Genomic DNA, 22,331 nt, shown 5'->3' with positions numbered 1-22,331 from the left:
AAAGTAGTTGTAACGGTGAGAGGAAGCGTGGTTCCTGCCGAATAGCTTAAGCTGTAAGAATTACTAGCGTTGTTTACAGTATTTGGGAGAATACTGTAGATGAACATACACAAACGCACCCGATTAACTTTATTAGATCGTCAGGAAATCTGGCGGCTTTATCAAACCCGGCTGTGGAAGGTGGCGCATTTGGCGGAACGCTTTCATGTCAGCCGGCCAACGATTTATGATGTACTGAAACGCGCGAGACTGCAGGAATTTACGCCGCGTGACAGTACCAATCAGCGGTTCAAGACGTTGCAATACGGTCTTAAGCGCCTGGCTAAGGTCGAACAAGCCATCCAGGAACGGCTCAAGCGTGAAGCCAAACGCTATAACAAGTCTTACCCAGGCGAGCTTGTTCACTTTGATACCAAGCGGCTTTCCTTGTTGAAAGGGCAATCCGCCAATGAACCTCGCGAGTACCTGTTTGTGGCCATCGATGATTTTTCCAGGGGGGGGTGTCCTAGATTTTGTGTAAACGGTGGTTAATAATGCCGAGGCATTCTTTCGTTAAATTGAATAGTAAACCTGTTTAGTGCCGGTTTCCAATCTCTTAGTGGCATAGACCATTTTTTGGCGATATTGCTGAGAGCCAAATAGAACAATTTGATCACAGCTTCATCGTTGGGAAACGATCCACGGTTTTTGCTGACTTTGCGTAGGCTCATATTGACTGACTCAATCGCATTGGTGGTGTAAATAATGCGCCGTATCTCAGGCGGGTAGTCGAAGAATGGAATGATGCGTTGCCAGTTATTGCGCCAAGATCGGGCGATCGGTGGATAAGCATAGTTCCATTTATCTTCAAAGTCGGCTAACGCGTGTTCAGCCTCATCAATCGTGGCGGCGCTGTAGACCAAACGTAAATCAGCAGCTACTTCCTTGCGTTTATTCCAGCCGACGTAGTTGAGACTATTACGAACCATGTGCACGATACAGAGTTGTACAATGGCATGTGGATAGATGGTTTCAATCGCTTCGGGAAAGCCCTTTAAGCCATCGACACAGGCGATAAAGATATCTTGCACGCCACGATTTTTGAGTTCAGTGACAACGCTGAGCCAGAACTTGGCACCCTCGGTCTGAGCAATCCATAAGCCCAGTATTTCTTTATGGCCCTCCATGTTAATGCCGATCGCCAGGTAAATCGCTTTGGTACGAACGCTACCAGCGTCACGAACTTTGGCATGGATACAATCGAGATAGATCACAGGATACACCGCATCGAGAGGCCGGGATTGCCACTGCTTCACTTCATCCATTACGCCATCAGTGACCGTAGAAATGAGCGTAGGCGATACTTCTGTGCCATACATTTCAGTGAGGTGCTGTTGGATTTCACGCACTGTCATGCCACGGGCATACAGCGAGAGGATCTTGTCATCAAAGCCCGCCCAGCGGGTCTGATGCTTGGAAATGATCAGAGGCTCGAAGCTGCCCTCACGGTCACGGGGGATCTCGATGGGTAACTCACCGAATTCACCTTTCAGGGTCTTACGGCTTTTACCATTTCTGGTATTGCCAGTGGCATTGACTACCGTTTCGTGCTTATCGTGACCAAGATGATCGGCCATTTCTGCTTGCAAGGCACGTTCAACCAACGCTTTGGTGAGTTGCTTGAGAAGACCATGCTCACCGATTAAATCTTCTGGCTTTTTGTAATCGGCCAGCAGGCTATCAATTAAGCCGGCTGGCAGGGGTTTGGGTGTGGTCATTTTTGCTCCAAAAATATATAAACAGTTTCCTGCAATATGACCATTTACACAAAATTATTTACACCTCCTTCCAGGGAGCTGTATGCCGATATTTTTCCCGATAAAACTCAACACAGCGCAGCTCGCTTTCTCATAGACACTGTCATTGCCCAATGTCCGTATCAGATCGACTGCGCTTATTCCGATAACGGCAAGGAATTTAAAGGAACTGACGGCCATGCTTTCGGCAAAGCTTGCACACAACACGGTATCGGACAGAAGTTTACCCGCATCAATCGTCCGCAAACCAACGGCAAAGCCGAACGAGTCATCCGCACCCTGATGGATATGTGGCACAGCCAGATTTCCTTTAAAGACTGCGCCGATCGGCGCGTTCTGCTTTCCCGTTTCATTAACTTCTACAATACCGTCAAACCTCATAAGAGTTTGAATAATGCTACCCCTTATGAAATACTTCACGCTTATTTCAATCAACCTCTCTGTAAACAACCCTGAGATTTCTTACACTTAAGCTAATTGTATGAAAGCGAGAAATATAGGATGTCGTGTTATCCACGGCACTTCCTCCCGCATAGGCAAGCGCATTCGGCCCCCTATCCGGCAATGCCAAGAATGTATTGTTGCCGGCATATGCAAAACCAGAACCCATTCCGCCAAGTAGGTTAGCAGAAACTCCACTTTCAAGTGTATCTGTCAGACCAGACAAATCACTTCCGGCACCTGGGAGATTACCGATACCCAGTAATACAGGCGTTGCATTTGCAATCGGTACTACCAATGAGATTGCCAAAAGCATTGGCAGAATTATTTTTGATTTTTGTGTAAAAATTATCATATCCATTTCCTACGAAGTTCTATGAAATTCAGTCATTTGATGATAAATCTTGATACTGGGAAGCCGTGCAATTTTTGCACGCTGGAATGACAGCAGCATGACAGAAATATGAACCGGATCCGATCTTCTCAATGGCATAGGCAGTTATCAGTAATTCCGCATAGCGGTTTCTGAAAATTGTCATTCAGGCGTAACAGTCGACTGAATAAAATTCATTTTTTATAAAAACAAATGAAATTGCTGACCAAGGAAATAAAAATGTTAACCACCAAACAAGTATCAGAAATATTGGGTTGTTGCGCTATTACAGCCAAGCGAAAACTGGAAAACGCTGGCATCAAAGCGAAAATGCAAACATCGATAAATGGCAAGAGAAAGAAACATTTTTTTGACATAACCGAGCAGAAATTGCATGAATTAATTTTAAAGCAGAGAAAAAACGCAGGGAAAAGGGTCTTGCAGCAAGCCGTATCGCTACGTGCATTGGAATCTATGTTTAACAAGCAATTGCGAATGTAATCAATACCCAGCCTAACGGGAAGCAAATGATTACGGGATTCCAGAACGGCTTACAGCGTAATGATGATCTTTATACGATAGCGGCAGGCTTCCGCGATCTTTCCGGCCTGAAAAGGCAAGCAAGTCACGACCAGATGGGTGATGCCAGTCTTGACAGAATAAGACCCAGTCCGGTTATTGTGCCAATAACTTATCCAATTGATTGGCAAACATTTTGCGGTCATTTTGATTCAAGGCGGACTGGCCGCCGGTATCCACGCCGCTGTTGCGCAGATTTTCCATGAAATCCCGCATGCTTAAACGCGCGCCGATGTTTTCCTTGGTGTACAGTTCGCCGCGCGGACTCAGTACCAGACCTTGTTTCCGGATCACTTCCGCCGCCAAGGGAATATCACTGGTAATCACCAGATCGCCGCTTTCCACTCGTTTAACGATTTCATTGTCGGCCACGTCAAACCCGGATTCGACTTGCTGCATGCAGATAAAGGGCGATGGCGGGATGTAGAGGGGATGATTGGCGATCAGGATCAACTGCCGTTTCGTTCGTTCGGCCGCTCGAAAGAGAATTTCTTTAATCACCACCGGACAGGCATCGGCATCAATCCAGATTTTCATTGCTGATCGTCCCAGTCATGTGTGTGAAACCATCAGGAACGTTTTTTTTCATCTTCCAGTACCTTCGGTACGGCGGCTTTCAGGTAATAAAACATCGACCACAGCGTTAACACCGCGGCAATGTAAATAAACCAAGTGCCGACTTGCTGCGGATCGAAATGCTCGCCGATTTTTTCATGGTACAGCAGCAGCGGAATGGCGATCATTTGTGACGTGGTTTTGATTTTGCCGAGGAAAGATACCGCGACGCTTTTCGATTGGCCGATTTGCGCCATCCATTCGCGCAATGCCGATACGGTAATCTCCCGTCCGATGATCACAAAGGCGATGGGCGCATCCAGCCGCTCCAGATAAACCAGCACGATCAAAGCCGCGCAGACCATCAGTTTGTCGGCGACCGGATCGAGAAATGCGCCGAATGCCGAGGTTTGATTAAGGACGCGCGCCAGATAACCATCCAGCCAATCGGTAATCGCGGCACCGGCAAAAATCACGGTCGCCACTAAATTCTGCTGCACCGGCGACAGCCAGGTGTGCGGCAGATAGAAAATACCGACAAATAGCGGAATGGCCAGAATGCGCAGCCAGGTCAGAATATTGGGGAGGTTGAAAGGCATGATGATATGAAATGGATTGTTTAAAGGGAAGCCGTTGGATAACTATCCAGCGCGAAATTAATGTAATTCCTTATAGATTTTTTCCGCCAATTTCCGGCTGATTCCCTCAGTTTGTTGTAATTCTTCGATGCTCGCGGTCAACACGCCTTTCAATCCGCCAAACCGGCCCAACAATTGCTGCCTGCGCTTGGCGCCAACGCCTTCGATATTCTCCAGCGTGGAACTGGTGCGGGCTTTGGCGCGCCGGCCGCGGTGGCCTTGTATCGCAAAACGGTGCGCTTCGTCGCGGATTTGCTGAATCAGGTGGAGTGCCGCATGCTCGCTGGGCAATTGTAACGGCTTTTCGAACAACGGAGAAATCAATTGTTCCAGGCCGGGCTTGCGTTCTTCGCCTTTCGCCACGCCCAGCAAGTTGGCGTCGGATATACCGAGCTCCTGCAAGGCTTCCTGCGCTGCCGTGACTTGTCCTTTGCCGCCGTCGATCAAAATCAGATCGGGCAATTGCCCTTCGCCGCTGACCACTTTCTGATAGCGCCGCGACAAAGCTTCGCGCATCGCGGCATAATCGTCGCCGGGCGTGATGCCATCGATGTTGTAGCGGCGGTACTCATTATTGCGCATGGCAAAATTATCGTACACCACGCACGACGCCACGGTTGCTTCGCCGAGCGTATGGCTGATGTCGAAACATTCGATGCGCTGGATTCCCGGCATCTGCAATTCCTGCTGCAACGCTTGCAAGCGCTTTTCCTGACTGGCATGGCGGCTCATCATCTGTTTTAACGCCAGCTGCGCATTCTCGATGGCCATGTTGAGCCACACGCGCTTCTCGCCGATCGGATTCAGTTGGATGGTGATTTTGTGTCCGCATTGCTCGGTCAGCAATTGCTGCAATGCTTCGCGTTCGATTTTCTCGCCCAGAATAATCAGCGGCGGTGCGCTGCGGTTCAAGTAATGCTGCGCCAAGAATGCTTCGACCACATTCGCTGCGCTGTAATCGTCGGCGTTTTGCGGGAAAAAGCTTTTGTCGCCCAAATGCCGTCCGCCGCGAATCATCGCCAAGTTGACGCATGCTTTGCCGGAGCCATCCGGCGATAGCACGCAAGCGACCACATCGGCATCGAGCGCTTTGCCACTATCGACAAACTGTTTCTCGCGGATGCGGCGCAACGCCTGAATCTGATCGCGAAATAGCGCGGCCTGTTCAAATTCCAATCGCTCGGAAGCTTGCAACATCTTGGTGTTGATCACTTCCATCACTTCGGTTTGCTTGCCTTGCAAAAACAATTCGGCATTATTAACGTCTGCTTGGTATTCCTGCGGGCTGATCCGATGGATGCACGGACCGCTGCAACGCTTGATCTGATACAACAGACAGGGCCGGGTGCGATTGCTGAACACGCTGTCTTCGCAAGTGCGCAAGCGGAAAATCTTTTGCAGCAACTGGATGCTCTCGCGCACGATACCGGCGTTCGGATACGGCCCGAAATACTGGTGTGTTTTATCCAGCACGCCGCGATAAAACCCCAGGCGGGGAAATTCATGTCCGCTTAGAATCACATACGGATACGACTTATCGTCGCGGAACAGAATGTTATAGCGCGGCTTCAGGCTTTTGATCAGATTGTTTTCCAGCAGCAACGCTTCGGCTTCCGAACGGGTGACCGTGGTTTCAATCCCGTTCACCTGCGACACCATCAATTGCGTTCTGGGCGCCAGATTACTTTTCTGAAAATACGAAGAAACTCGCTTTCTCAGGCTCACCGCCTTGCCGACGTAAATCACTTCGCCTTTGGCGTTGAGCATGCGGTAAACGCCCGGTTGCAGCGGCAAGTCCCGGCAAAACGCCTTGGCGTTAAAGACGGTGTCGGTCAAACCGCTTAATCCTCGCTACCGAGCAATTTTCCCGCCACCGCCCAGTTTTCAACGGGCAATTCGTCAAAGCAAATATAGGTATACGATTTCGGTTTCTTGGCGATGCGCTCCAGCGTATCGGTCAGTTCCTCGGCGATCTGCCGTTTTTGCTCGCGCGTTAAGGTTCCCGCCACACGGATATTGACGTAAGGCATGTAAAATTTCTCCTTCTTAATGGATTGTTATGACTGAAGTTCAGCAACGATGTTAGCAAACACTTGTTCGAACATTTCCGCCGTCAAGCGTTTGGTTTGCGTATTGTAGCGGCTGCAATGATAACTGTCATAAAGCCGTACACCATTGCCCGGTGGTAATTGATGCACCCGGCCGTGACCGAACGGATAATCCTTCGCTTTCAGCCGCAAGCTCAGCCGCACCGCCCGATGCGCGATCCCACCCAGTGCGAGCACGGCGGCACCGCCTTGTTGCACAAACTGATCGAGTTCGACCGACAGATATTGATTGCATTGCTTGATTTCTTGCGGTGTCGGCTTATTCTCCGGCGGCAGGCATTTCACTGCATTGGTGATGCGACAGCCAGTCAGTTGCAATTCGTCATCAGACGACACCGATTCATGATGGGTGGCGAAACCGTACTTATGCAAGGTTTGATACAGCAAAATTCCCGCATAATCGCCGGTAAACGGCCGCCCGGTGCGATTGGCGCCGTGCATGCCGGGCGCCATACCGACGATCAGCAATTTGGGGTTCGCGTCACCGAACGCACTAACGGGGCGCGCATGATAATCCGGGTGTTGCGTTCTGACCGCTTGCAAAAAACCAGCCAGGCGCGGGCATTGCGTGCAATCCAGGATATTCAAACTGTCACAGGCAGGTGTTAAAGAATCATTGGTCATGAAGAAAACCGGAAAAAATGGATTAGTCGTAGCGGCTCAATCAAGTCGCAAATAAATTGCATTATCGCCCGCATGCGTTATAAATCAAACCATGGAATGAAAGATCACAGTAGCTGTTTCACAATCCGCCGGATGGCGCTATCTTCCTGGCTGATGCTCGCTTCGAAACCAAGCCGGTGCACCAGCTCCAGCATCGATCGATTGGTTGCCAGCACTTCGCCTTCCATGACTTTGATACCCTTAGCACGGGCGGCATCGAACAGGCAATTCATCAATTTGTTGCCGATGCCCTTGTTTTGCCATTCATCCGCCACAACCAGAGCGAACTCGCAGGACTGACCGTCGGCGCTTGCCACATAGCGGCATACGCCCAATTCCTTCTCTCGGTTATCCTGTTTCAGTACGGCAATCAGCGCCATTTCACGGTCATAATCAATTTGCGTGAAACGCACCAGCATGCTTTGCGAAAGCTCTTGCAGGGTATCCATGAAGCGGAAATATTTTGCTTCGGCGGATAATCCGCGCACAAATTCCTGCTCTATTTCCGCATCTTCCGGACGTATCGGCCGGATTGTCAGGTCCGTGCCATCCGGCAATTGCCAGCGCGTAATCAGGTGGGCGGGATACGGGTGAATCGCCATGTGCGCATAGCGATCGGCGGAAGGCAGCAGATAATCCACGACAATGCGCGCATCGACGGCACACGCGCCGTTTTCATCGACGATCAGCGGATTGATGTCCATTTCCTTAATCCACGGTAATGCGCACAGCATTTCCGACACGCGCAACAGAATATTTTCCAGCGCCGCCATGTCGATCGCCGGCATGTGACGGAAAGCGCCCAGCAGTTTGGCGATCCGTGTGCGCTGAATCATGTCTTTCACCAAGAAGCCATTTAACGGCGGCAAAGCCACGGTGCGGTCGCCCAGCACTTCGACCAGCACACCGCCCGCGCCGAACGTAATGACCGGACCGAATACCGCATCCGTGGTCACACCGGCCATCAACTCCCGGCCATTGGGCTTGATAACCATCGGTTCAACGACGATGCCATCTATTCTTGCGCCGGGATTTTTCTTTTGCACCGATTGGATGATGTCGTGATACGCCGCACGGACGGCTTGTGCATTGCCGAGATTGAGGCGGATTCCACCCACATCGGACTTATGCGTGATATCCGGCGAATTGATTTTCATCACCACCGGAAAACCGAATTCTTCCGCAATCAACAGCGCTTCATTCGGAGAACGCACCACCACGGCTTTGGCGATCGGAATGCGAAACGCCGCCAGAATTGCTTTCGACTCGATCTCGCTCAGTACCTTGCGATGCTCCGCCAACGCGCCCTCAATCAACAAGCGCGCGCCTTCTTCGTCCGGCACGCTGTGATCGGCTATCGGGCCGGGGGTTTGCAGCAGCAGCTTTTGATTTTGATAATAAGCGGAGATAAAGGAAAACACTTCGACAGCGGGTTCCGGTGTGCGGAAATTGGGGATTCCTGCCCGGTTGAACGCTTGTCTGCCGGCGTCGACCTGCACTTCTCCCATCCAGCAAGCAATCAGCGGTTTATCGAATTTTGCCGAGAGCTCAATGATCGCATCGGCCACTTCCAGCGGCCGGGTCATCGCTTGCGGCGTCAGAATCACCAGCACGCCGTCCACGCCGTCATCCTGCAAACAGTGCGCAACCGCATGGCGGTAGCGTTCCGCAGTCGCATCACCGATGATATCCAGCGGATTGCCGTGCGACCACGTATCCGGCAAAACCGCGTTCAGTTGCGCTAACGTGCCATCGGACAATGTAGCCATCGCCACCCCCAAGTCAGCCGCCCGATCCGCCACCATGACGCCGGGACCGCCGCCGTTGGTGACAATGGCCAGCCGGTTGCCGCCGGGACGGAAATGGGTTGAGAGCGCTTTGGCCGCGGAAAATAATTGCACGATGGTGTCTACCCGGACCACTCCGGAACGCTGCAAGGCCGCATCGAATACATCGTCCGAGCCGACCAGCGCGCCGGTATGGGAAAGCGCCGCTTTGGAACCCGCCGCGTGACGGCCCGCTTTGACGATGAAGATGGGTTTGATCCGCGCCACCGCGCGCAACGCACTCATAAAGCTGCGGGCATGCTGCACGCCTTCGATATACAGCAAAATACTGTCGGTGTGCGGATCGGATGCAAGGTAGTCGAGTATCTCACCAAAATCCATACCGGCAGCGGAGCCCATCGAAATGATGCTAGAAAAACCGACATCGTTGGGCCGCGCCCAGTCCATGATGGCCGTACAGAATGCGCCGGATTGCGAAATCAGCGCCAACCCGCCCGCTTTCGCGCCGCCGTTGCTGAACGTGGCATTCAATCCCGACGCCGGGCACAAAATACCCAGACAATTCGGTCCGATCAGCCGCATGCCGTAACGCCGGGCGTTTTCAACCACGGCCCGCTCCAGCGCGACGCCCTGCGCTCCGGTCTCTCTGAAACCCGCCGACAATACCAGAGCAAACCGCACGCCGCGCTTGCCGCATGACTCGATGATATCCGGCACCGTTGCCGCCCGGGTGATAATAACCGCCAGATCGACTGGTTCAGCAATCGACTCCATGCTGGCATAAGCAGAGAGACCCTGGATCTCGGTGTGATTCGGATTCACCGCATACAGTTTTCCCTGATAACCGTTATCCAGCATATTCTTGAACACGACGCCGCCAACCGAATCCAATCGGTTGCTGGCGCCGATCACGGCGACGGAACGCGGGGAGAAAAGCAGGCTGAGGTAATGTTTACTCATCGATTGGCCCATTTCAATTCAGGAAGGTACGGAAGGATGCCGGGAGAAATTCGTTTCCCCTGCAGCGGTCAATCTAATCCGATCGAATGAGTCCGTCAATCCGCAGCCGTGTATGGGAATTTAAGCGTTGCATCCGGATGGCTGGAAGATGAGCAACCGCGTTTTCCGGTTTAGCCGTATTTTTTGCGGTTACGTCTGCGCCGGTTGTGCGCGCGCCGTTGTTCATCCTCGGTTGGCGGCGCAGGTTTTTTGTCGGCGTAGGGATTATTGCGCCCAACTTTGAATTCCACGCGTAAAGGCGTGCCTTTAAGTTCGAAAGTCTCGCGAAACGTGTTTTCGAGATAGCGCCGGTAGGTTTCCGCTACATGTTCGAGCATGCTGCCATGCACGATGATCAACGGCGGGTTGGAGCCGCCTTGGTGCGCATAACGCATTTTCGGACGGGACATGCCGCCGCGCGGCGGCGGGTGCTTTTCGACCGCAGCGATCAACGCGCGCGTCAGTTTCGGTGTCGGCAAATGCGCCATGGCCGCGGCATACGCCTGATCGATCGAAGGCAGCAGACTCTTCATGCCGGTGCCGTGCAGCGCGGAAATGTAGTGCAATTGCGCGAAGCTCAGAAATGCCAGTTTGCGGTTTAATTCGCGTTTAATCGTATCGCGCTCATAATCATCCAGACCATCCCATTTATTCACCACGATCACCAGCGCGCGGCCGGTTTCCAGAATAAACCCGGCGATGTGCGCGTCCTGATCGGAAATTTCATTGCGCGCGTCCAGCACCAGCACGACGACATTGGCGTCTTCAATCGTTTGCAGCGTCTTGATGACGGAGAATTTTTCAACAGTTTCATGCACCTGACCGCGGCGGCGCAATCCGGCCGTATCAATCAACGTATATTGTTTGTCTTTATGCGTAAAGTCGATGTAGATGCTATCGCGCGTCGTGCCTGGCTGGTCGAAGGCGATCACCCGTTCTTCGCCAAGCAGCGTATTGACCAGCGTGGATTTTCCGACATTCGGACGGCCCACGATGGCAATTTTAGGATGTTTGCTTTCAGGCGTTTCGTCTTCGGCATCCGGAAAATCCGCCAAGGCCAGGTCGGCAAGTTCCTGGATGTTATCGCCATGCATGGCAGAAATTGCACAGGGATCGCCCAGACCCAATTCATAAAATTCCGCTGTGACGACGGCGGTGGCCATGCCTTCGGTTTTATTCACCACCAGCAGAATCTTTTGCCCGGATTTGCGCAATTGCTCGGCGATGATTTTGTCGTGCGCGGTCACGCCTTGACGGCCGTCGACAATGAACATAACTTTGTCTGCCTCGTCAATGGCTTGCAGCGTTTGCTTGGCCATGGCGTGCAGAATGCCTTCCTTGATGACCGGCTCCAGACCGCCGGTATCCATGACCAGATAGGGTTTATCCCCTACCCGGCCTTGGCCGTAATGCCGGTCCCGCGTCAAACCGGGAATATCGGCGACGATGGCATCGCGCGTGCGCGTCAAGCGGTTGAATAAAGTCGATTTGCCGACATTCGGACGGCCAACCAGAACAAGAGTGGGTTTCATGATATTTGCTGCTACCGTAACACGTTATGTGTCGTCAAATGGAAAGAATGAAGCGGCTAGAATTGCGTGCTAAAAGCGTAAACACCGCCCTTTGCTGTTTGCACCACAAAACCATCCGGCAAAACGCTGGCTGCATTATGAATCACACTGCCATCGGTAGCGGCGCGGGCCACCAATGCGCCATCATAATTACGCAATACATTAACAAAACCCTGATCGTCCGCGACGACAATATATTGCCCGATGATCACAGGCCGGGTTAATTTCTTGCTCCCGAGCCGGCTCTGTTTCCACATACCGGCACCGCTCAGCAGATCGTAGGCTGCAACCACGCCGTTATCCTCGGTTACATACACGTAATCGTTGTCCATCACCAAGCCTGCGCTGCTGGACGATTCGCGTGACCATATGTACGCGCCATCGTTAATCGCAAAGCAGGCAACACGCCCTTGGTACGCAACTGCGCAAACGAGACGATTGTTCATCACGGGTGCGCTGGTGATATCCGTCATGCGCTCCAATTCGGTCACGCCGCGCGGCTGCGAAACGGCGACTTCCCAACCAATGTTGCCGTTAAATAAGCTCATCGCAACCATTTTTCCACCGGGAAAACCGGCAAATATGGCGCCATGCGCCAGTGTTATTCCGGCTGTGCTGCGCACCGTCAATGATGGCGTAGCGCCTTGGTAAATCCACTTCCGTTTTCCATCGATGGCATCCAGTGCAAATATACGGCCATCGACCGTGCGCACGGCGACGACATTATTCTGCACTTGCGGCGGACTGAGAATTTCGCTGGTGACCGATGCTTGCCATAACATATGGCCGGATTCATTATAAGCAAGCACTTCGCCTTTGAATGTTCCGATCAGGATCAATCCTTCACCAATACCCACACCGGCGGAAAATTTGTTTTTCGATTTGACCTGCCATTCTTGCTTACCAGTTGCGGCGTTATACTTGGTCAGTTTACCGGCTTCATCGGCCACATAAACTGCGCCATTGTCGAACGCGGTATAGAAGGAAGCAATTTCGTTCTCACCGGCTTTATCCTTCCATTTCAGTGGAATGCGGTCGGCTTTCTTTAAAGCATCCAACTCTTCCTTCTCATAGACGATCGGCTCATCGGTGATCAGCAGATCGGATATCCCCGTGCTCATGGATTCGATGATACGCATATCGAAGGGGTTAAACGTGCTGCACCCTGACAACAACAGCGCAACAATCAACCCAGAAGGAAATAATCGCCCGGATCGGGCAAAATTCAATAAAACAGTCACTTTAGCGACACATCTAATCGGAATCGCCCAGCGCATCCAGTTTCATCTGGACAATATTGAAGTAATTGTTACTTTTACTCATTTTATCAATCGCTTCTTGATAGCTCAGTTTGGCTTCGGCAATCTTGCCAGCCGCCACTTGAATATCTCCTTTGCGATCCAAATACAATCCGGCGAAAGTTTTACCGTGACCGGTACTTAACAACCGTAATGCTTCATCGTATTTTCCTTCGTCCAGTAGGATGCTGGATATTCTTAATCGCGCCAGATCGTGCATTTCCGTTTCCTTGGCATGATCGATAATCCATTGCAGGGTTTGTATGGCGCGTTTATTATTGCCCGCCTGCACATCGGCTTGCGCGGCGATCAGTGCCGCCCGGGGTGCATAACCGCTGGATGGGTATCCTGTTGTTAGCAGTTGCGCTGCATCGTTGATTTTTGCGGCGTCCTCACTGGTTTGCACCTGTTGCAACAAAGCGTACAAATCGGCCGCTTGCAGTGCCTGCTTCTGCTGATAATACTGCCAGGCTTTCGTACCGCCTGCCGTGACAAGAACCGCGATCAAAACAATGGTGATCGAATTGCCGTACCGATTCCACCACGCAGCGAATCCTTCAATTCTTTCCTGATCTTCGTGAGAATATGCCATGGTTTTTCCCTGATTAACGCTAATTTATTGATGACAAAATTACTTATTAATTAATTCGGTAACGATGTTTAATTTTACCCTTGCTTGTTCGACCGGTTCACGCAATGGTTTGAGCGTCACTTCTTGCGCCTGACATTCATCATCGCCGATGATCATGGCATAGCGAGCGCCAGAATTATCAGCCTTTTTCATTTGCGATTTGAAACTGCCGCCACCGCAATGCAAAATGACATCAAACTCTTGGTCGCGAAGAAATTCCGCGCATGTCCAGGCATAGGCCATCGCCTGATCGCCTTGATGGATAATATAAATATCCGGCGCCGGTTGCGCAATTTCCTTGCCGCATTCTTGCATCAGTGCCAGCAGACGTTCGATACCCATGGCAAAACCGCAAGCGGGCGAAGGCTTCCCGCCCACCTGTTCAATCAAGCCATCGTAGCGCCCTCCCGCACAAACAGTCCCTTGCGCACCGAGCTTATCGGTGACCCATTCAAATACGGTGCGATTGTAATAATCAAGCCCTCTGACCAAGCGCGGGTTAATTTCAAAATTAATACCCCGTTCCCGCAGAACATGCTGCAAAGATTCAAAATGCTGCAATGATTCGGCGTCCAGATCGTCCAGCAGCTTCGGCGCGTTGCCGATGATACCTTGCATGCCTGGATTTTTACTGTCGAGTATACGCAACGGATTGGTATGCAAGCGCCGTAATGAATCTTCGTCTAGCACATCGCGATGTTGCTCAAAGTATTTGATCAACCGGGTGCGATGCAGCGCGCGCGACTCGGCATTGCCCAATGTGCTGATTTCCAGCCGTAAACCGGAAATTCCCAGTAAATCCCACAGACGCGCGCACATCACGATCAGCTCCGCGTCGATATCCGGCCCGGCGTAACCCAACGCCTCCACACCGACTTGGTGAAATTGCCGGTAGCGGCCTTTTTGCGGGCGCTCATGACGGAACATGGGACCGGCATAATACAAGCGCTGCGGACCGGAATATAGCAAACTATGTTCGATCACAGCGCGCACGCATGAAGCCGTGCCTTCCGGCCGCAGCGTTAAGCTGTCATCGTTGAGATGATCCACGAAGGTATACATCTCTTTCTCAACAATATCAGTCACTTCTCCAATGGAACGGATAAACAAATCGGTTTGTTCGACGATCGGGGTACGGATATTGCGGTAACCATACGCGGCGAGCCATTGCTGCACCGTTTGTTCAAAATACGCCCAGAGATACGATTCATCCGGCAGGATGTCGTTCATCCCGCGGATTGCTTTAACACCATTAGCCATCAGACAGCTTTTCTCGGATACTTTTCGCTGACATATCGATCGACAATCGCGCGGAATTCGTTGGCGATATTGTCGCCTTTCAAGGTAACGGTTTTTTGTCCGTCCACGAATACCGGCGCTACCGGATTTTCACCGGAACCCGGCAAGCTAATGCCAATATTGGCGTGCTTGCTTTCACCCGGGCCGTTCACCACGCATCCCATCACAGCCAGTGACATATTTTCAACACCATCGTATTGCTCGCGCCACACCACCATCTCGTCACGCACATACGCTTGGATACTTTCCGCCAGTTCTTGGAAATACGTGCTGGTGGTACGGCCGCATCCCGGGCATGCCGCCACCAGCGGAACAAACGCGCGCAATCCCATCGTTTGCAGAATCTCCTGTGCCACAATCACTTCGCGCGAACGGCTGCCGCCCGGTTCCGGTGTCAACGAGATACGGATCGTATCGCCGATACCTTCCTGCAACAGCACGGCCAGTGCCGCCGTGGATGCCACGATCCCTTTGGAACCCATGCCGGCTTCAGTCAATCCCAGATGCAACGCATAATCACAACGCGCAGCCAATTCGCGATAGACCATGATTAAATCCTGCACGCCGCTGACTTTGCACGATAAAACAATCTTATTGCGGTTCAAACCGATTTCTTCCGCCTTTGCCGCGCTTTCCAGCGCAGAAGTAATCAGCGCTTCGCGCATGACATATTTCGCATCTTGCGGATCACTGGAAGCGGCGTTCTCATCCATGATACGCGCCAGCATTTCCGGATCGAGGCTTCCCCAATTGACACCGATACGTACCGGCTTGTCATATTTACAGGCGGTTTCAATCAAGGTCGCAAATTGTTCATCGCGCTTCTTGCCGTGACCGACATTTCCCGGATTGATACGAAATTTCGCCAGAGCCTTGGCGCAATCGGGATAACTGGTCAGTAGTTTGTGGCCGTTGAAGTGAAAATCACCGACCAGCGGCACATGGCATCCCATATCATCCAAACGCGCGCGGATTCCGGCCACCGCTTTCGCCGCTTCCATGGAGTTGACGGTGATACGCACCAGTTCGGATCCAGCGCGCGCCAACTGCGCGACTTGCTCGGTTGTGGCAACTTCGTCAACCGTATCCGTATTTGTCATGGACTGCACTACGACCGGCGCACCGCCACCCAGCATGATAGAACCAATCCGGACACCCACACTGGATCGGCGATTTATTGCAGAATTATTCTCAGGCATAATTTAATTGTATTGAGATCAAAAGATTACAGGCACTTTTATTCGAGCGTGAAACGCGCAGTTCCACCTTGTTTCTTGTAGGATGAAATATCGATTTCCTTGTCATTATAGGTGAGATTGACACCTGATGCATTGCCAATGACCAGGGATAGCGGCCGCTTACCTGTGACAATCTGCTCGCTGCCGCTCTTTCTGAGCTGCTCGAACACGGTCACACCTTTGCCATCCACCACTTTGATCCATGAATCCGCAGTGAGTTTAAAATATAAATGACCAGTGTTTTTATCGAAAGCAGCGGTTTTTTCAGTTTTCTCAGTTTTTTCAACAGCGGGCTTATTTTCTGGCGCGCTTTCAGTTTTTGCATCCGCCTGAGCCGCTGTATTTTCCGTGGTAGGAGCCGGATTATTGACTTCCAATGGCTTATTGGTTGTTGAGTCGGGTGTATTGGATGTATTTTTAACCACTCCCGGCAAAGGCAGCTGAATTTCTACTGAGGCTGTGGCGGATTCCGTTTTCTTTTCTTCACTTTCGGCGCTGATATCAGAATTTTTATTCCAGCCACCGTTTTCAAAAAGGAAATACGCGCCCAAGATGATGACAAACAAAATGATCGCGATGATCCATGAATGATTGCCGGGTTTCTCGCGATTCGAGGAAAACGATATTTGTTTGTTTTTAAACGGCGTACGCTCGTAAGTCGATATCACTCGGGTCGATTCGGGAAGCATTTGCAGCAGCGGAACGGGATCCAGCTGAACCAGATTGGCATAATTGCGGATAAAGCCACGCAAGAAAGTCCGTCCGGGTAATTTCTCGAAATCTTCTTTTTCAATCGCTTCAATTTGTTGCGCCGACAATCGCAATTGCCGCGATATATCATCAATACTCAAACCTTTGGCCGTTCGCGCATTACGCAGCAAGTGCCCGACGCTTTGTACCACACTCGCCGAATCCATAGCGTTGAATTCATTTCTGGACGGCTTGTTGTCAAATGAGGTATTCATGCTGTTGTAATTATTATTCGTTTGCAGTTGCTTGTGATGACTATCCAAACCGGAAGCCAGCGGACTGAAATCATGCACGGGTTTATCTGATGACGGCTCGATTGTTTCCGTCGCGGTCATCTGCACATTTCCATGCGTCACTGGATCCGGTGAAGCATTCTCAGGAAACGAACGATTATTGCTGCTCTTTTCATCAGTCATCGTCATTATCTCATCCTTCCTTCTCGAACCATGGCCGTTTCTTTAGATTCCGGAAAATGTTTCTGCAACTGAAAAATGTAGCTTTCAGCGGCTAATTGATTACCCATCGCTTGTTCAATCTTTATCGCCATCAGCAGACTCTCGGCTGTTTGCGTGTTATTTTGCAAAAACAGTGCAAGCTTGGATTTTGCTTCGGCTAAATTGCCGCGTTGAAAATCGATATCAATCAATCCGATCGCCGCAGGTGCATAATTGGATTTAAGGGATAATGCTTTTTGTAAAAAAACTTTTGCTTCAGTGTAATTCTGGCGCTTAGCCTCGCAAATCCCAGCATTGGTATAAGACATCTCCGGTGTTGCGTAGAGTGGATCTTTAGCAGCCGTCATAAAATGATCAATAGCTTGATCCATGCGTTGCGAAAAACGCTGGCACAAGAACCATCCGTAGTTATTGCGAATTTCCGAATTCCTCGGCGCCAAACGCATAGCACGCTCAAAATTATCCAGTGCTTTACTATCTTCGCTCAACGTCATATTAATCAGCCCCAGCACATTGTAGGCAAGCGCATAATTGGATTGCGCTTTTAATGCTTCGTTAACTTCTTCGATCGCCACATCGAGCTGGCCACGATAGAAATATTCCGCCGCCAGTTCCGTATGAATCTTCGCACTTTGGAAAGCCCGGTCCGAGTTTGCTTGAACCGACATGCCGTTATTGGTTGACTGCTGTACGCAGCCACTGAACCCTATCAGAAATTGCAGCAGTGTAAAAAAAAATAACAGCTTTTTTTTCACTGCATCGCCTCTGTCTTTAAATTAGCCGTACGGCGTGTTTTGTCTTTTACCTGCCCAGCAAGCTGGCCGCAGGCCGCCGCAATATCGTCACCACGGGTTTTCCGCACCGTAGTCACCAATCCTGCTTGCATCAATATATCGCGGAAAATCCGCACAGCTTCGGCGCTTGAGCGCTTGAAACCGGAACCTGGAAATGAATTGAACGGAATTAAATTAAATTTGCAGGGAACATCCTGCACCAGTTTTATAAGCTCGCGCGCATGCGCGGTACTGTCATTCACACCGTCCAGCATGACATACTCGAACGTGATGAAATCGCGCGGCGCTGACGGCAGATAGCGCTGACAAGCAGCCAACAGCTCTTTGATCGGATATTTCTTATTGATCGGCACCAATTGATCGCGCAGTGCATCGTTCGGCGCATGCAAGGAAATCGCCAAAGCGACCGGACAACGCTCGCGCAATCGATCAATGGCGGGTACTAGCCCGGATGTACTGACCGTCACGCGCCGGCGTGAAAGACCATAAGCATGGTCATCCAGCATGATGTCCAGCGCGGTTACCACATTATCAAAATTGGCCAGGGGTTCACCCATGCCCATCATCACCACATTGGTCACGGCTCTGTTTGCTTGCGATGCATGATCACCGGTATTCAATCCAATTGTTTTGTTGGCAATCCATAGCTGTCCAATGATCTCAGCCACTGTTAAATTACGATTAAAGCCTTGTTTCCCGGTTGAGCAGAAGGTACATGCCAAAGCGCACCCTACCTGACTGGAAACGCATAGCGTACCGCGATTTGCTTCCGGTATGAAGACAGTTTCTATGCCATTGCCGGAGCCGACGGACAGCAGCCATTTGCGAGTACCGTCTGCGGCTACGGAGTCATATGTGATTTGCGGCAATTCGATAACCGCCATCGCAGCGAGTTTTTCACGCAAACTTTTTGCCAAGTCGCTCATCGCAGCAAAATCAGCGGTACCGGATTGATGAATCCAGTGCAGCAGCTGCTTTGCACGAAAAGGTTTTTCGCCTATCGTGGCGCAAAGATCAGCCAGACCCTTGCCATCGTAATTTAACAGATTGATTGTCACTATTGAGCTACAGCACGCAGTGCTTCAACGGGAATGGATACTTAATGTTGGAAAAAAACAGGCAATTTCAACCGCGGCCGTTTCCGGTGCATCGGAACCATGTACTGCATTGGCGTCAATGCTGTCAGCAAAATCGGCGCGAATCGTTCCTTTCTCAGCTTTCTTGGGGTCGGTAGCGCCCATTAGATCGCGGTTCTTTTTAATGGCTTCATCCCCTTCCAGTACTTGCACCATCACAGGACCCGATGTCATGAATTTAACCAGATCGTTAAAAAACGGACGCGCACGATGCACGGCGTAGAATTGCTCAGCTTCAGCTTGTGACAAGTGCATCATTCGCGCCGCAATGATTTTCAAACCATTTGATTCAAAACGGGAATAAATTTGCCCAATTACATTCTTCGCCACAGCATCCGGTTTAATGATGGATAGTGTCCTTTCAATTGCCATTAAATACTCCAATAAATTAGTAAATTAAGCGGTGTATTTTAACAAAAAAACAGCCAGGATTCGTAAAACATATGGATTAATTCCGGCATCGGGCGTTTTTCTTAGAAAAGTCGATAAATCAACGTATCGATCAAGATCGATAAAGAAAAACGCTTATCTCATTTGTTTTGGCTTAGGTCGATCACGAAAATATTGTTTATTTTCATAGTAGAACTCACTGTCGTTATCGCCAATCCAGCCCGGATATCCTAAAAGCGGAACCGGCACTAAATCGGAAGTCGACGATAACGTTTGCAATAAGTACAGCGCCAACATGGTGTCGATAGCACACAATTGAGCCGGTAAATCCTGCGCAAAGAAAGTTTCCGGCACATTAAAAATTATCGCTTTGCCCGTCATACCGGCATAGGGATTTAATGCCTTCTCATACAGCCCATGTCCAAAAACAAAAAAACGCATTGATAGCAACACCGTCTTGCGTTGCCGCCAAAACAATTCCTTCCATTCAAAATCTTTTATCAACTGAATTAATGCTGCCTGACTACATACGACAATCACCCCAGATTCATCGAACAGCGTTGCTGCATCTCGTAACTTACAACGATTCCGTACTTGATTGGATAACTCAACCAACTGTGCCTGATAGTGCAGCTGGTTCAACACGGATTTAGCTTGCGGAAAAATTTGCCATACCAACGCATTAAAAAAATCGTGCCAATTTTGGGTTCTTGTCGGTATCTCACCGGTCAAGTAAATTCCTGATTCATATCGTTGTTCAACAGCATCTTTTCCGGGGATCTGCGGCACAAAGCGGACTGTTTTCCCGGATCGGGTAAGCATTTGCCGGTTCTGCAGAGCGCAGAGCTTATTTAAATCGTCAGGCCCGGGCCAGGACCGCTGATTCTTGAAATATCTTTGCAGATACAAGAAAGGCTTAAATATCGGCGAAAGTTCAATAAAATCAGGATTCCACAGTTGTACATTCATTCCTGATTTCAGTTTGACCGGAATTATTGCTGCTTCAATAGGTTCGCGTTAGTGATTATCGGCAGGGAGATTGTTATCCAGAAGATTTTGAGCACGCAAGAGTTTCAGATGATCCAACCCGAAATGAATAAATGCGAGTGCCGTATAAATTGGCGCCAGCAAATTGAGTACCGGTATAAATTGAATTAATCCGGTCAACAATCCTAATCCCCACAATGAATATTTGTTTTCCGCACATATCGTCTTGATTTCTTGCTTGCTGGCATGCTCCGATAATGCATCGTAGCGGAACAATTGTTGATTCATAAAAGCAGCGGCGGCAAAAGGAATAATGATACCCGCGCCTACCGCCCATAACGGTAACGTGACAACCCATATGAGTATAAAAACACCAAAAGCCAACACTGCATTTATTACACTCCCGGCGATCGTACCGCCATATTCCCGCTTGAGTTCCGGATAGTCGCGATTCCCTACCAAATTGATAAGTGCAGGCATTACAAAAATAGCGGTAATCATCAACGACGTCATTATTACAAGCGGTACGTACACCATAAAGTAAATGAAATTCTGAATAGCAGCGGACACCCAATCAGACTCAAGATTCCGCAACCATTCGCCAATCCCAATCTGATCAAACAACATGGAAACTAATTCAGAGAAACTATTCTGGAAAACAAAACCGATGATGAGCCATAACAGGATTGAAACCAAAATTGGCCAAACAATGATCCAAGCAATCTTGAAACGAACTAAGTCACGAACCGCACTGGCACTTGCTTTAAATATAAAAGACATTTAGTTACCGGTTAAAAATAATATATGATGGCTTCCGAGGAAAATTGATTATCTACGATATCCATTTGGTTTACCAGTCACCAAAATCTGGCAAAACAATAGAATTATATATTTCAAAAATACTGAATTTCATTTCGACTTGTGTCGTAACAGCATTACAATAATAGAAAATTTAGTCATTTACTTTAATATTCTTAAGTTTCATGAAAAAACTTTGATTACTAAAGTTCTGCATAAAGGTGTCGATAAGGCACTCAATGAATTTCGTCAAGAGGTCTAAAAATGAAAATAGATAAATCATTACAGCCAGTGTCAACCGTATCTGTCAGTGATGGAAAAAGGCGGGCTGATATCACACCCAGTTCGGATGCAAGTCAAGAAAATAGTGTGCATTTAAGCCCGAACGCGGCGAAACTGCAAAATATTGATAGCAGTTCCGCAAATGGCTCGGTTGTTAATACTGCGCGTGTCGCAGAAATAAAACAAGCGATTAGCGAAGGTAATTTTCAAATCAATCCTGAGGTTGTAGCTGATCGATTACTCGAAACAGTTAAAGAATTAATTCAATCTAAGAAAGGTGCCTTCTAATGTCTCAATCACAGCACATAGTGTGCTTTATGAATGAACTGAGGGATGAAAAAGATATTTTTCAGGCATTTATTGAGATTCTCAAAAAAGAAGAAAATGCGCTTGTGGAAGGAAAAATAGAAGCGATAGATTTTCTGGCTTCAGACAAATCACGTTTAATCGAAGAATTGATACAGTTTGACGAGCATCGCACCGATTACTTCAAGCAACAAGGGCTCAATCTGGAGAAAAATAGTATCGATGCTTGGTTAATGGGATTAATCAAACAACACTCGAATCTATTAGAAGTAAAAGATTTATGGAATGAATTACTCGATTTGGCAAAATTAGCCCAACAACTCAATTACTCAAATGGTTTAATGATTTCAACTCAACTGCAACATAATCAACGCGCTTTCGCTGCATTACACTGTGCAGCAGGAAATGTTTCGCTCTATGGCCCCAAAGGTCAAACTTACATTTGATCTTAGCGTAA

At 49.6% G+C, this 22,331-nt stretch carries 24 protein-coding genes; 5 read left to right on the top strand and 19 right to left on the bottom strand.

Annotated features, from left to right (window positions below; all coding sequences use genetic code 11):
- Nucleotides 1–99: 99 nt before the first annotated feature.
- Complete coding sequence (locus tag R2083_RS06115) at nucleotides 100–531, top strand: hypothetical protein (RefSeq protein ID WP_317537415.1); 432 nt, start codon at nucleotides 100–102, stop codon at nucleotides 529–531.
- On the opposite strand, the gene R2083_RS06110 is transcribed toward R2083_RS06115, so the two are convergent.
- On the bottom strand, nucleotides 528–1,757 hold the full coding sequence (locus R2083_RS06110; protein ID WP_317537414.1) for an IS256 family transposase: 1,230 nt from the start codon (nucleotides 1,755–1,757) through the stop codon (nucleotides 528–530). The genes R2083_RS06115 and R2083_RS06110 overlap by 4 nt on opposite strands.
- A 36-nt stretch (nucleotides 1,758–1,793) precedes the next feature.
- Between R2083_RS06110 and R2083_RS06105 the strand changes: the two genes are divergently transcribed.
- Nucleotides 1,794–2,252, top strand: coding sequence for an integrase core domain-containing protein (locus R2083_RS06105; RefSeq protein ID WP_317537870.1), 459 nt, complete (start codon nucleotides 1,794–1,796; stop codon nucleotides 2,250–2,252).
- Here the strand turns inward: R2083_RS06105 and R2083_RS06100 are convergent.
- Nucleotides 2,224–2,592: a hypothetical protein gene (locus tag R2083_RS06100; RefSeq protein ID WP_317537869.1), complete on the bottom strand. Its 369-nt coding sequence runs from the start codon at nucleotides 2,590–2,592 to the stop codon at nucleotides 2,224–2,226. The genes R2083_RS06105 and R2083_RS06100 overlap by 29 nt on opposite strands.
- Before the next feature lie 258 nt (nucleotides 2,593–2,850).
- On the opposite strand from R2083_RS06100, the gene R2083_RS06095 reads away from it, so the two are divergent.
- Nucleotides 2,851–3,111 (top strand): hypothetical protein, encoded by a 261-nt coding sequence (locus tag R2083_RS06095; RefSeq protein WP_317530901.1) that lies wholly within the window; start codon nucleotides 2,851–2,853, stop codon nucleotides 3,109–3,111.
- A gap of 174 nt (nucleotides 3,112–3,285) precedes the next feature.
- On the opposite strand, the gene R2083_RS06090 is transcribed toward R2083_RS06095, so the two are convergent.
- The 17 genes from R2083_RS06090 to R2083_RS06010 all read right to left on the bottom strand — a co-directional run bounded on the left by R2083_RS06090 (nucleotide 3,286) and on the right by R2083_RS06010 (nucleotide 21,268).
- Nucleotides 3,286–3,726, bottom strand: a complete 441-nt coding sequence (locus R2083_RS06090) for a YaiI/YqxD family protein (RefSeq protein WP_317537868.1) — start codon at nucleotides 3,724–3,726, stop codon at nucleotides 3,286–3,288.
- Between the two features lie 32 nt (nucleotides 3,727–3,758).
- On the bottom strand, nucleotides 3,759–4,343 hold the full coding sequence (pgsA, locus tag R2083_RS06085) for a CDP-diacylglycerol--glycerol-3-phosphate 3-phosphatidyltransferase (RefSeq protein ID WP_108698284.1): 585 nt from the start codon (nucleotides 4,341–4,343) through the stop codon (nucleotides 3,759–3,761).
- Nucleotides 4,344–4,400: 57 nt separating this feature from the next.
- Nucleotides 4,401–6,218, bottom strand: a complete 1,818-nt coding sequence (gene uvrC / locus R2083_RS06080) for an excinuclease ABC subunit UvrC (RefSeq protein ID WP_317537867.1) — start codon at nucleotides 6,216–6,218, stop codon at nucleotides 4,401–4,403.
- A 5-nt stretch (nucleotides 6,219–6,223) separates the two neighbouring features.
- Nucleotides 6,224–6,412 carry a 4-oxalocrotonate tautomerase family protein gene (locus R2083_RS06075; RefSeq protein WP_317537866.1) on the bottom strand — a complete coding sequence of 63 codons (189 nt, stop codon included), beginning with the start codon at nucleotides 6,410–6,412 and terminating at the stop codon, nucleotides 6,224–6,226.
- A gap of 27 nt (nucleotides 6,413–6,439) precedes the next feature.
- Nucleotides 6,440–7,114: a uracil-DNA glycosylase gene (locus R2083_RS06070; RefSeq protein ID WP_317537865.1), complete on the bottom strand. Its 675-nt coding sequence runs from the start codon at nucleotides 7,112–7,114 to the stop codon at nucleotides 6,440–6,442.
- A 104-nt stretch (nucleotides 7,115–7,218) separates the two neighbouring features.
- Nucleotides 7,219–9,900 carry a bifunctional acetate--CoA ligase family protein/GNAT family N-acetyltransferase gene (locus R2083_RS06065; protein ID WP_317537864.1) on the bottom strand — a complete coding sequence of 894 codons (2,682 nt, stop codon included), beginning with the start codon at nucleotides 9,898–9,900 and terminating at the stop codon, nucleotides 7,219–7,221.
- Nucleotides 9,901–10,070: 170 nt separating this feature from the next.
- Nucleotides 10,071–11,471: a ribosome biogenesis GTPase Der gene (gene der, locus R2083_RS06060; RefSeq protein WP_317530906.1), complete on the bottom strand. Its 1,401-nt coding sequence runs from the start codon at nucleotides 11,469–11,471 to the stop codon at nucleotides 10,071–10,073.
- Between the two features lie 56 nt (nucleotides 11,472–11,527).
- Nucleotides 11,528–12,751, bottom strand: a complete 1,224-nt coding sequence (bamB, locus tag R2083_RS06055) for an outer membrane protein assembly factor BamB (protein ID WP_317537863.1) — start codon at nucleotides 12,749–12,751, stop codon at nucleotides 11,528–11,530.
- A gap of 13 nt (nucleotides 12,752–12,764) precedes the next feature.
- Nucleotides 12,765–13,400 carry a tetratricopeptide repeat protein gene (locus R2083_RS06050; protein ID WP_317530908.1) on the bottom strand — a complete coding sequence of 212 codons (636 nt, stop codon included), beginning with the start codon at nucleotides 13,398–13,400 and terminating at the stop codon, nucleotides 12,765–12,767.
- Between the two features lie 39 nt (nucleotides 13,401–13,439).
- Nucleotides 13,440–14,699: a histidine--tRNA ligase gene (gene hisS / locus R2083_RS06045; protein WP_317537862.1), complete on the bottom strand. Its 1,260-nt coding sequence runs from the start codon at nucleotides 14,697–14,699 to the stop codon at nucleotides 13,440–13,442.
- Nucleotides 14,699–15,937 carry a flavodoxin-dependent (E)-4-hydroxy-3-methylbut-2-enyl-diphosphate synthase gene (gene ispG, locus R2083_RS06040; protein WP_317530910.1) on the bottom strand — a complete coding sequence of 413 codons (1,239 nt, stop codon included), beginning with the start codon at nucleotides 15,935–15,937 and terminating at the stop codon, nucleotides 14,699–14,701. The genes hisS and ispG overlap by 1 nt, the downstream gene beginning before the upstream one ends.
- 38 nt (nucleotides 15,938–15,975) lie before the next feature.
- Nucleotides 15,976–17,148, bottom strand: coding sequence for a RodZ domain-containing protein (locus tag R2083_RS06035; protein WP_317530911.1), 1,173 nt, complete (start codon nucleotides 17,146–17,148; stop codon nucleotides 15,976–15,978).
- Complete coding sequence (gene pilW, locus R2083_RS06030) at nucleotides 17,148–17,936, bottom strand: type IV pilus biogenesis/stability protein PilW (protein ID WP_317537861.1); 789 nt, start codon at nucleotides 17,934–17,936, stop codon at nucleotides 17,148–17,150. The genes R2083_RS06035 and pilW overlap by 1 nt, the downstream gene beginning before the upstream one ends.
- Entirely contained in the window at nucleotides 17,933–19,033 is a 1,101-nt protein-coding gene (rlmN, locus tag R2083_RS06025) for a 23S rRNA (adenine(2503)-C(2))-methyltransferase RlmN (protein WP_317537860.1), read from the bottom strand. Before rlmN ends, pilW begins: the two co-directional genes overlap by 4 nt.
- A gap of 24 nt (nucleotides 19,034–19,057) precedes the next feature.
- Nucleotides 19,058–19,483, bottom strand: a complete 426-nt coding sequence (gene ndk / locus R2083_RS06020) for a nucleoside-diphosphate kinase (protein WP_317530914.1) — start codon at nucleotides 19,481–19,483, stop codon at nucleotides 19,058–19,060.
- 153 nt (nucleotides 19,484–19,636) lie between these two features.
- On the bottom strand, nucleotides 19,637–20,323 hold the full coding sequence (locus R2083_RS06015; RefSeq protein ID WP_317537859.1) for a DUF3025 domain-containing protein: 687 nt from the start codon (nucleotides 20,321–20,323) through the stop codon (nucleotides 19,637–19,639).
- A 195-nt stretch (nucleotides 20,324–20,518) separates the two neighbouring features.
- Nucleotides 20,519–21,268, bottom strand: a complete 750-nt coding sequence (locus R2083_RS06010; protein WP_317530916.1) for an EI24 domain-containing protein — start codon at nucleotides 21,266–21,268, stop codon at nucleotides 20,519–20,521.
- A gap of 282 nt (nucleotides 21,269–21,550) precedes the next feature.
- Here R2083_RS06010 and flgM point away from each other — a divergent pair, with 282 nt between their 5' ends.
- Together flgM and R2083_RS06000 are read left to right on the top strand one after the other, a co-directional pair.
- A complete protein-coding gene (flgM, locus tag R2083_RS06005) occupies nucleotides 21,551–21,856 on the top strand; it encodes a flagellar biosynthesis anti-sigma factor FlgM (protein ID WP_317530917.1) in 306 nt (101 codons plus the stop codon).
- Complete coding sequence (locus R2083_RS06000) at nucleotides 21,856–22,320, top strand: flagellar protein FlgN (RefSeq protein ID WP_317530918.1); 465 nt, start codon at nucleotides 21,856–21,858, stop codon at nucleotides 22,318–22,320. The genes flgM and R2083_RS06000 overlap by 1 nt, the downstream gene beginning before the upstream one ends.
- Nucleotides 22,321–22,331: the final 11 nt, after the last annotated feature.

It is taken from the genome of Nitrosomonas sp. Is35, from assembly GCF_033063295.1.
Taxonomy (GTDB): domain Bacteria; phylum Pseudomonadota; class Gammaproteobacteria; order Burkholderiales; family Nitrosomonadaceae; genus Nitrosomonas.
This window is presented reverse-complemented; position numbering and strand designations above follow the sequence as displayed.

What these genes read in the sequence shown, in the direction of transcription:
- R2083_RS06095 (WP_317530901.1), top strand. Translation starts at nt 2,851, where the DNA reads ATGTTAACCACCAAACAAGTATCAGAAATATTGGGTTGTTGCGCTATT.
- hisS (WP_317537862.1), bottom strand. Translation starts at nt 14,699, where the DNA reads ATGGCTAATGGTGTTAAAGCAATCCGCGGGATGAACGACATCCTGCCG.
- R2083_RS06075 (WP_317537866.1), bottom strand. Translation starts at nt 6,412, where the DNA reads ATGCCTTACGTCAATATCCGTGTGGCGGGAACCTTAACGCGCGAGCAA.
- pgsA (WP_108698284.1), bottom strand. Translation starts at nt 4,343, where the DNA reads ATGCCTTTCAACCTCCCCAATATTCTGACCTGGCTGCGCATTCTGGCC.
- flgM (WP_317530917.1), top strand. Translation starts at nt 21,551, where the DNA reads ATGAAAATAGATAAATCATTACAGCCAGTGTCAACCGTATCTGTCAGT.
- R2083_RS06065 (WP_317537864.1), bottom strand. Translation starts at nt 9,900, where the DNA reads ATGAGTAAACATTACCTCAGCCTGCTTTTCTCCCCGCGTTCCGTCGCC.
- R2083_RS06010 (WP_317530916.1), bottom strand. Translation starts at nt 21,268, where the DNA reads ATGTCTTTTATATTTAAAGCAAGTGCCAGTGCGGTTCGTGACTTAGTT.
- R2083_RS06100 (WP_317537869.1), bottom strand. Translation starts at nt 2,592, where the DNA reads ATGATAATTTTTACACAAAAATCAAAAATAATTCTGCCAATGCTTTTG.
- R2083_RS06105 (WP_317537870.1), top strand. Translation starts at nt 1,794, where the DNA reads ATGACCATTTACACAAAATTATTTACACCTCCTTCCAGGGAGCTGTAT.
- R2083_RS06110 (WP_317537414.1), bottom strand. Translation starts at nt 1,757, where the DNA reads ATGACCACACCCAAACCCCTGCCAGCCGGCTTAATTGATAGCCTGCTG.
- der (WP_317530906.1), bottom strand. Translation starts at nt 11,471, where the DNA reads ATGAAACCCACTCTTGTTCTGGTTGGCCGTCCGAATGTCGGCAAATCG.
- ndk (WP_317530914.1), bottom strand. Translation starts at nt 19,483, where the DNA reads ATGGCAATTGAAAGGACACTATCCATCATTAAACCGGATGCTGTGGCG.
- R2083_RS06115 (WP_317537415.1), top strand. Translation starts at nt 100, where the DNA reads ATGAACATACACAAACGCACCCGATTAACTTTATTAGATCGTCAGGAA.
- R2083_RS06050 (WP_317530908.1), bottom strand. Translation starts at nt 13,400, where the DNA reads ATGGCATATTCTCACGAAGATCAGGAAAGAATTGAAGGATTCGCTGCG.
- R2083_RS06070 (WP_317537865.1), bottom strand. Translation starts at nt 7,114, where the DNA reads ATGACCAATGATTCTTTAACACCTGCCTGTGACAGTTTGAATATCCTG.
- ispG (WP_317530910.1), bottom strand. Translation starts at nt 15,937, where the DNA reads ATGCCTGAGAATAATTCTGCAATAAATCGCCGATCCAGTGTGGGTGTC.
- R2083_RS06090 (WP_317537868.1), bottom strand. Translation starts at nt 3,726, where the DNA reads ATGAAAATCTGGATTGATGCCGATGCCTGTCCGGTGGTGATTAAAGAA.
- R2083_RS06035 (WP_317530911.1), bottom strand. Translation starts at nt 17,148, where the DNA reads ATGACGATGACTGATGAAAAGAGCAGCAATAATCGTTCGTTTCCTGAG.
- R2083_RS06000 (WP_317530918.1), top strand. Translation starts at nt 21,856, where the DNA reads ATGTCTCAATCACAGCACATAGTGTGCTTTATGAATGAACTGAGGGAT.
- R2083_RS06015 (WP_317537859.1), bottom strand. Translation starts at nt 20,323, where the DNA reads ATGCTTACCCGATCCGGGAAAACAGTCCGCTTTGTGCCGCAGATCCCC.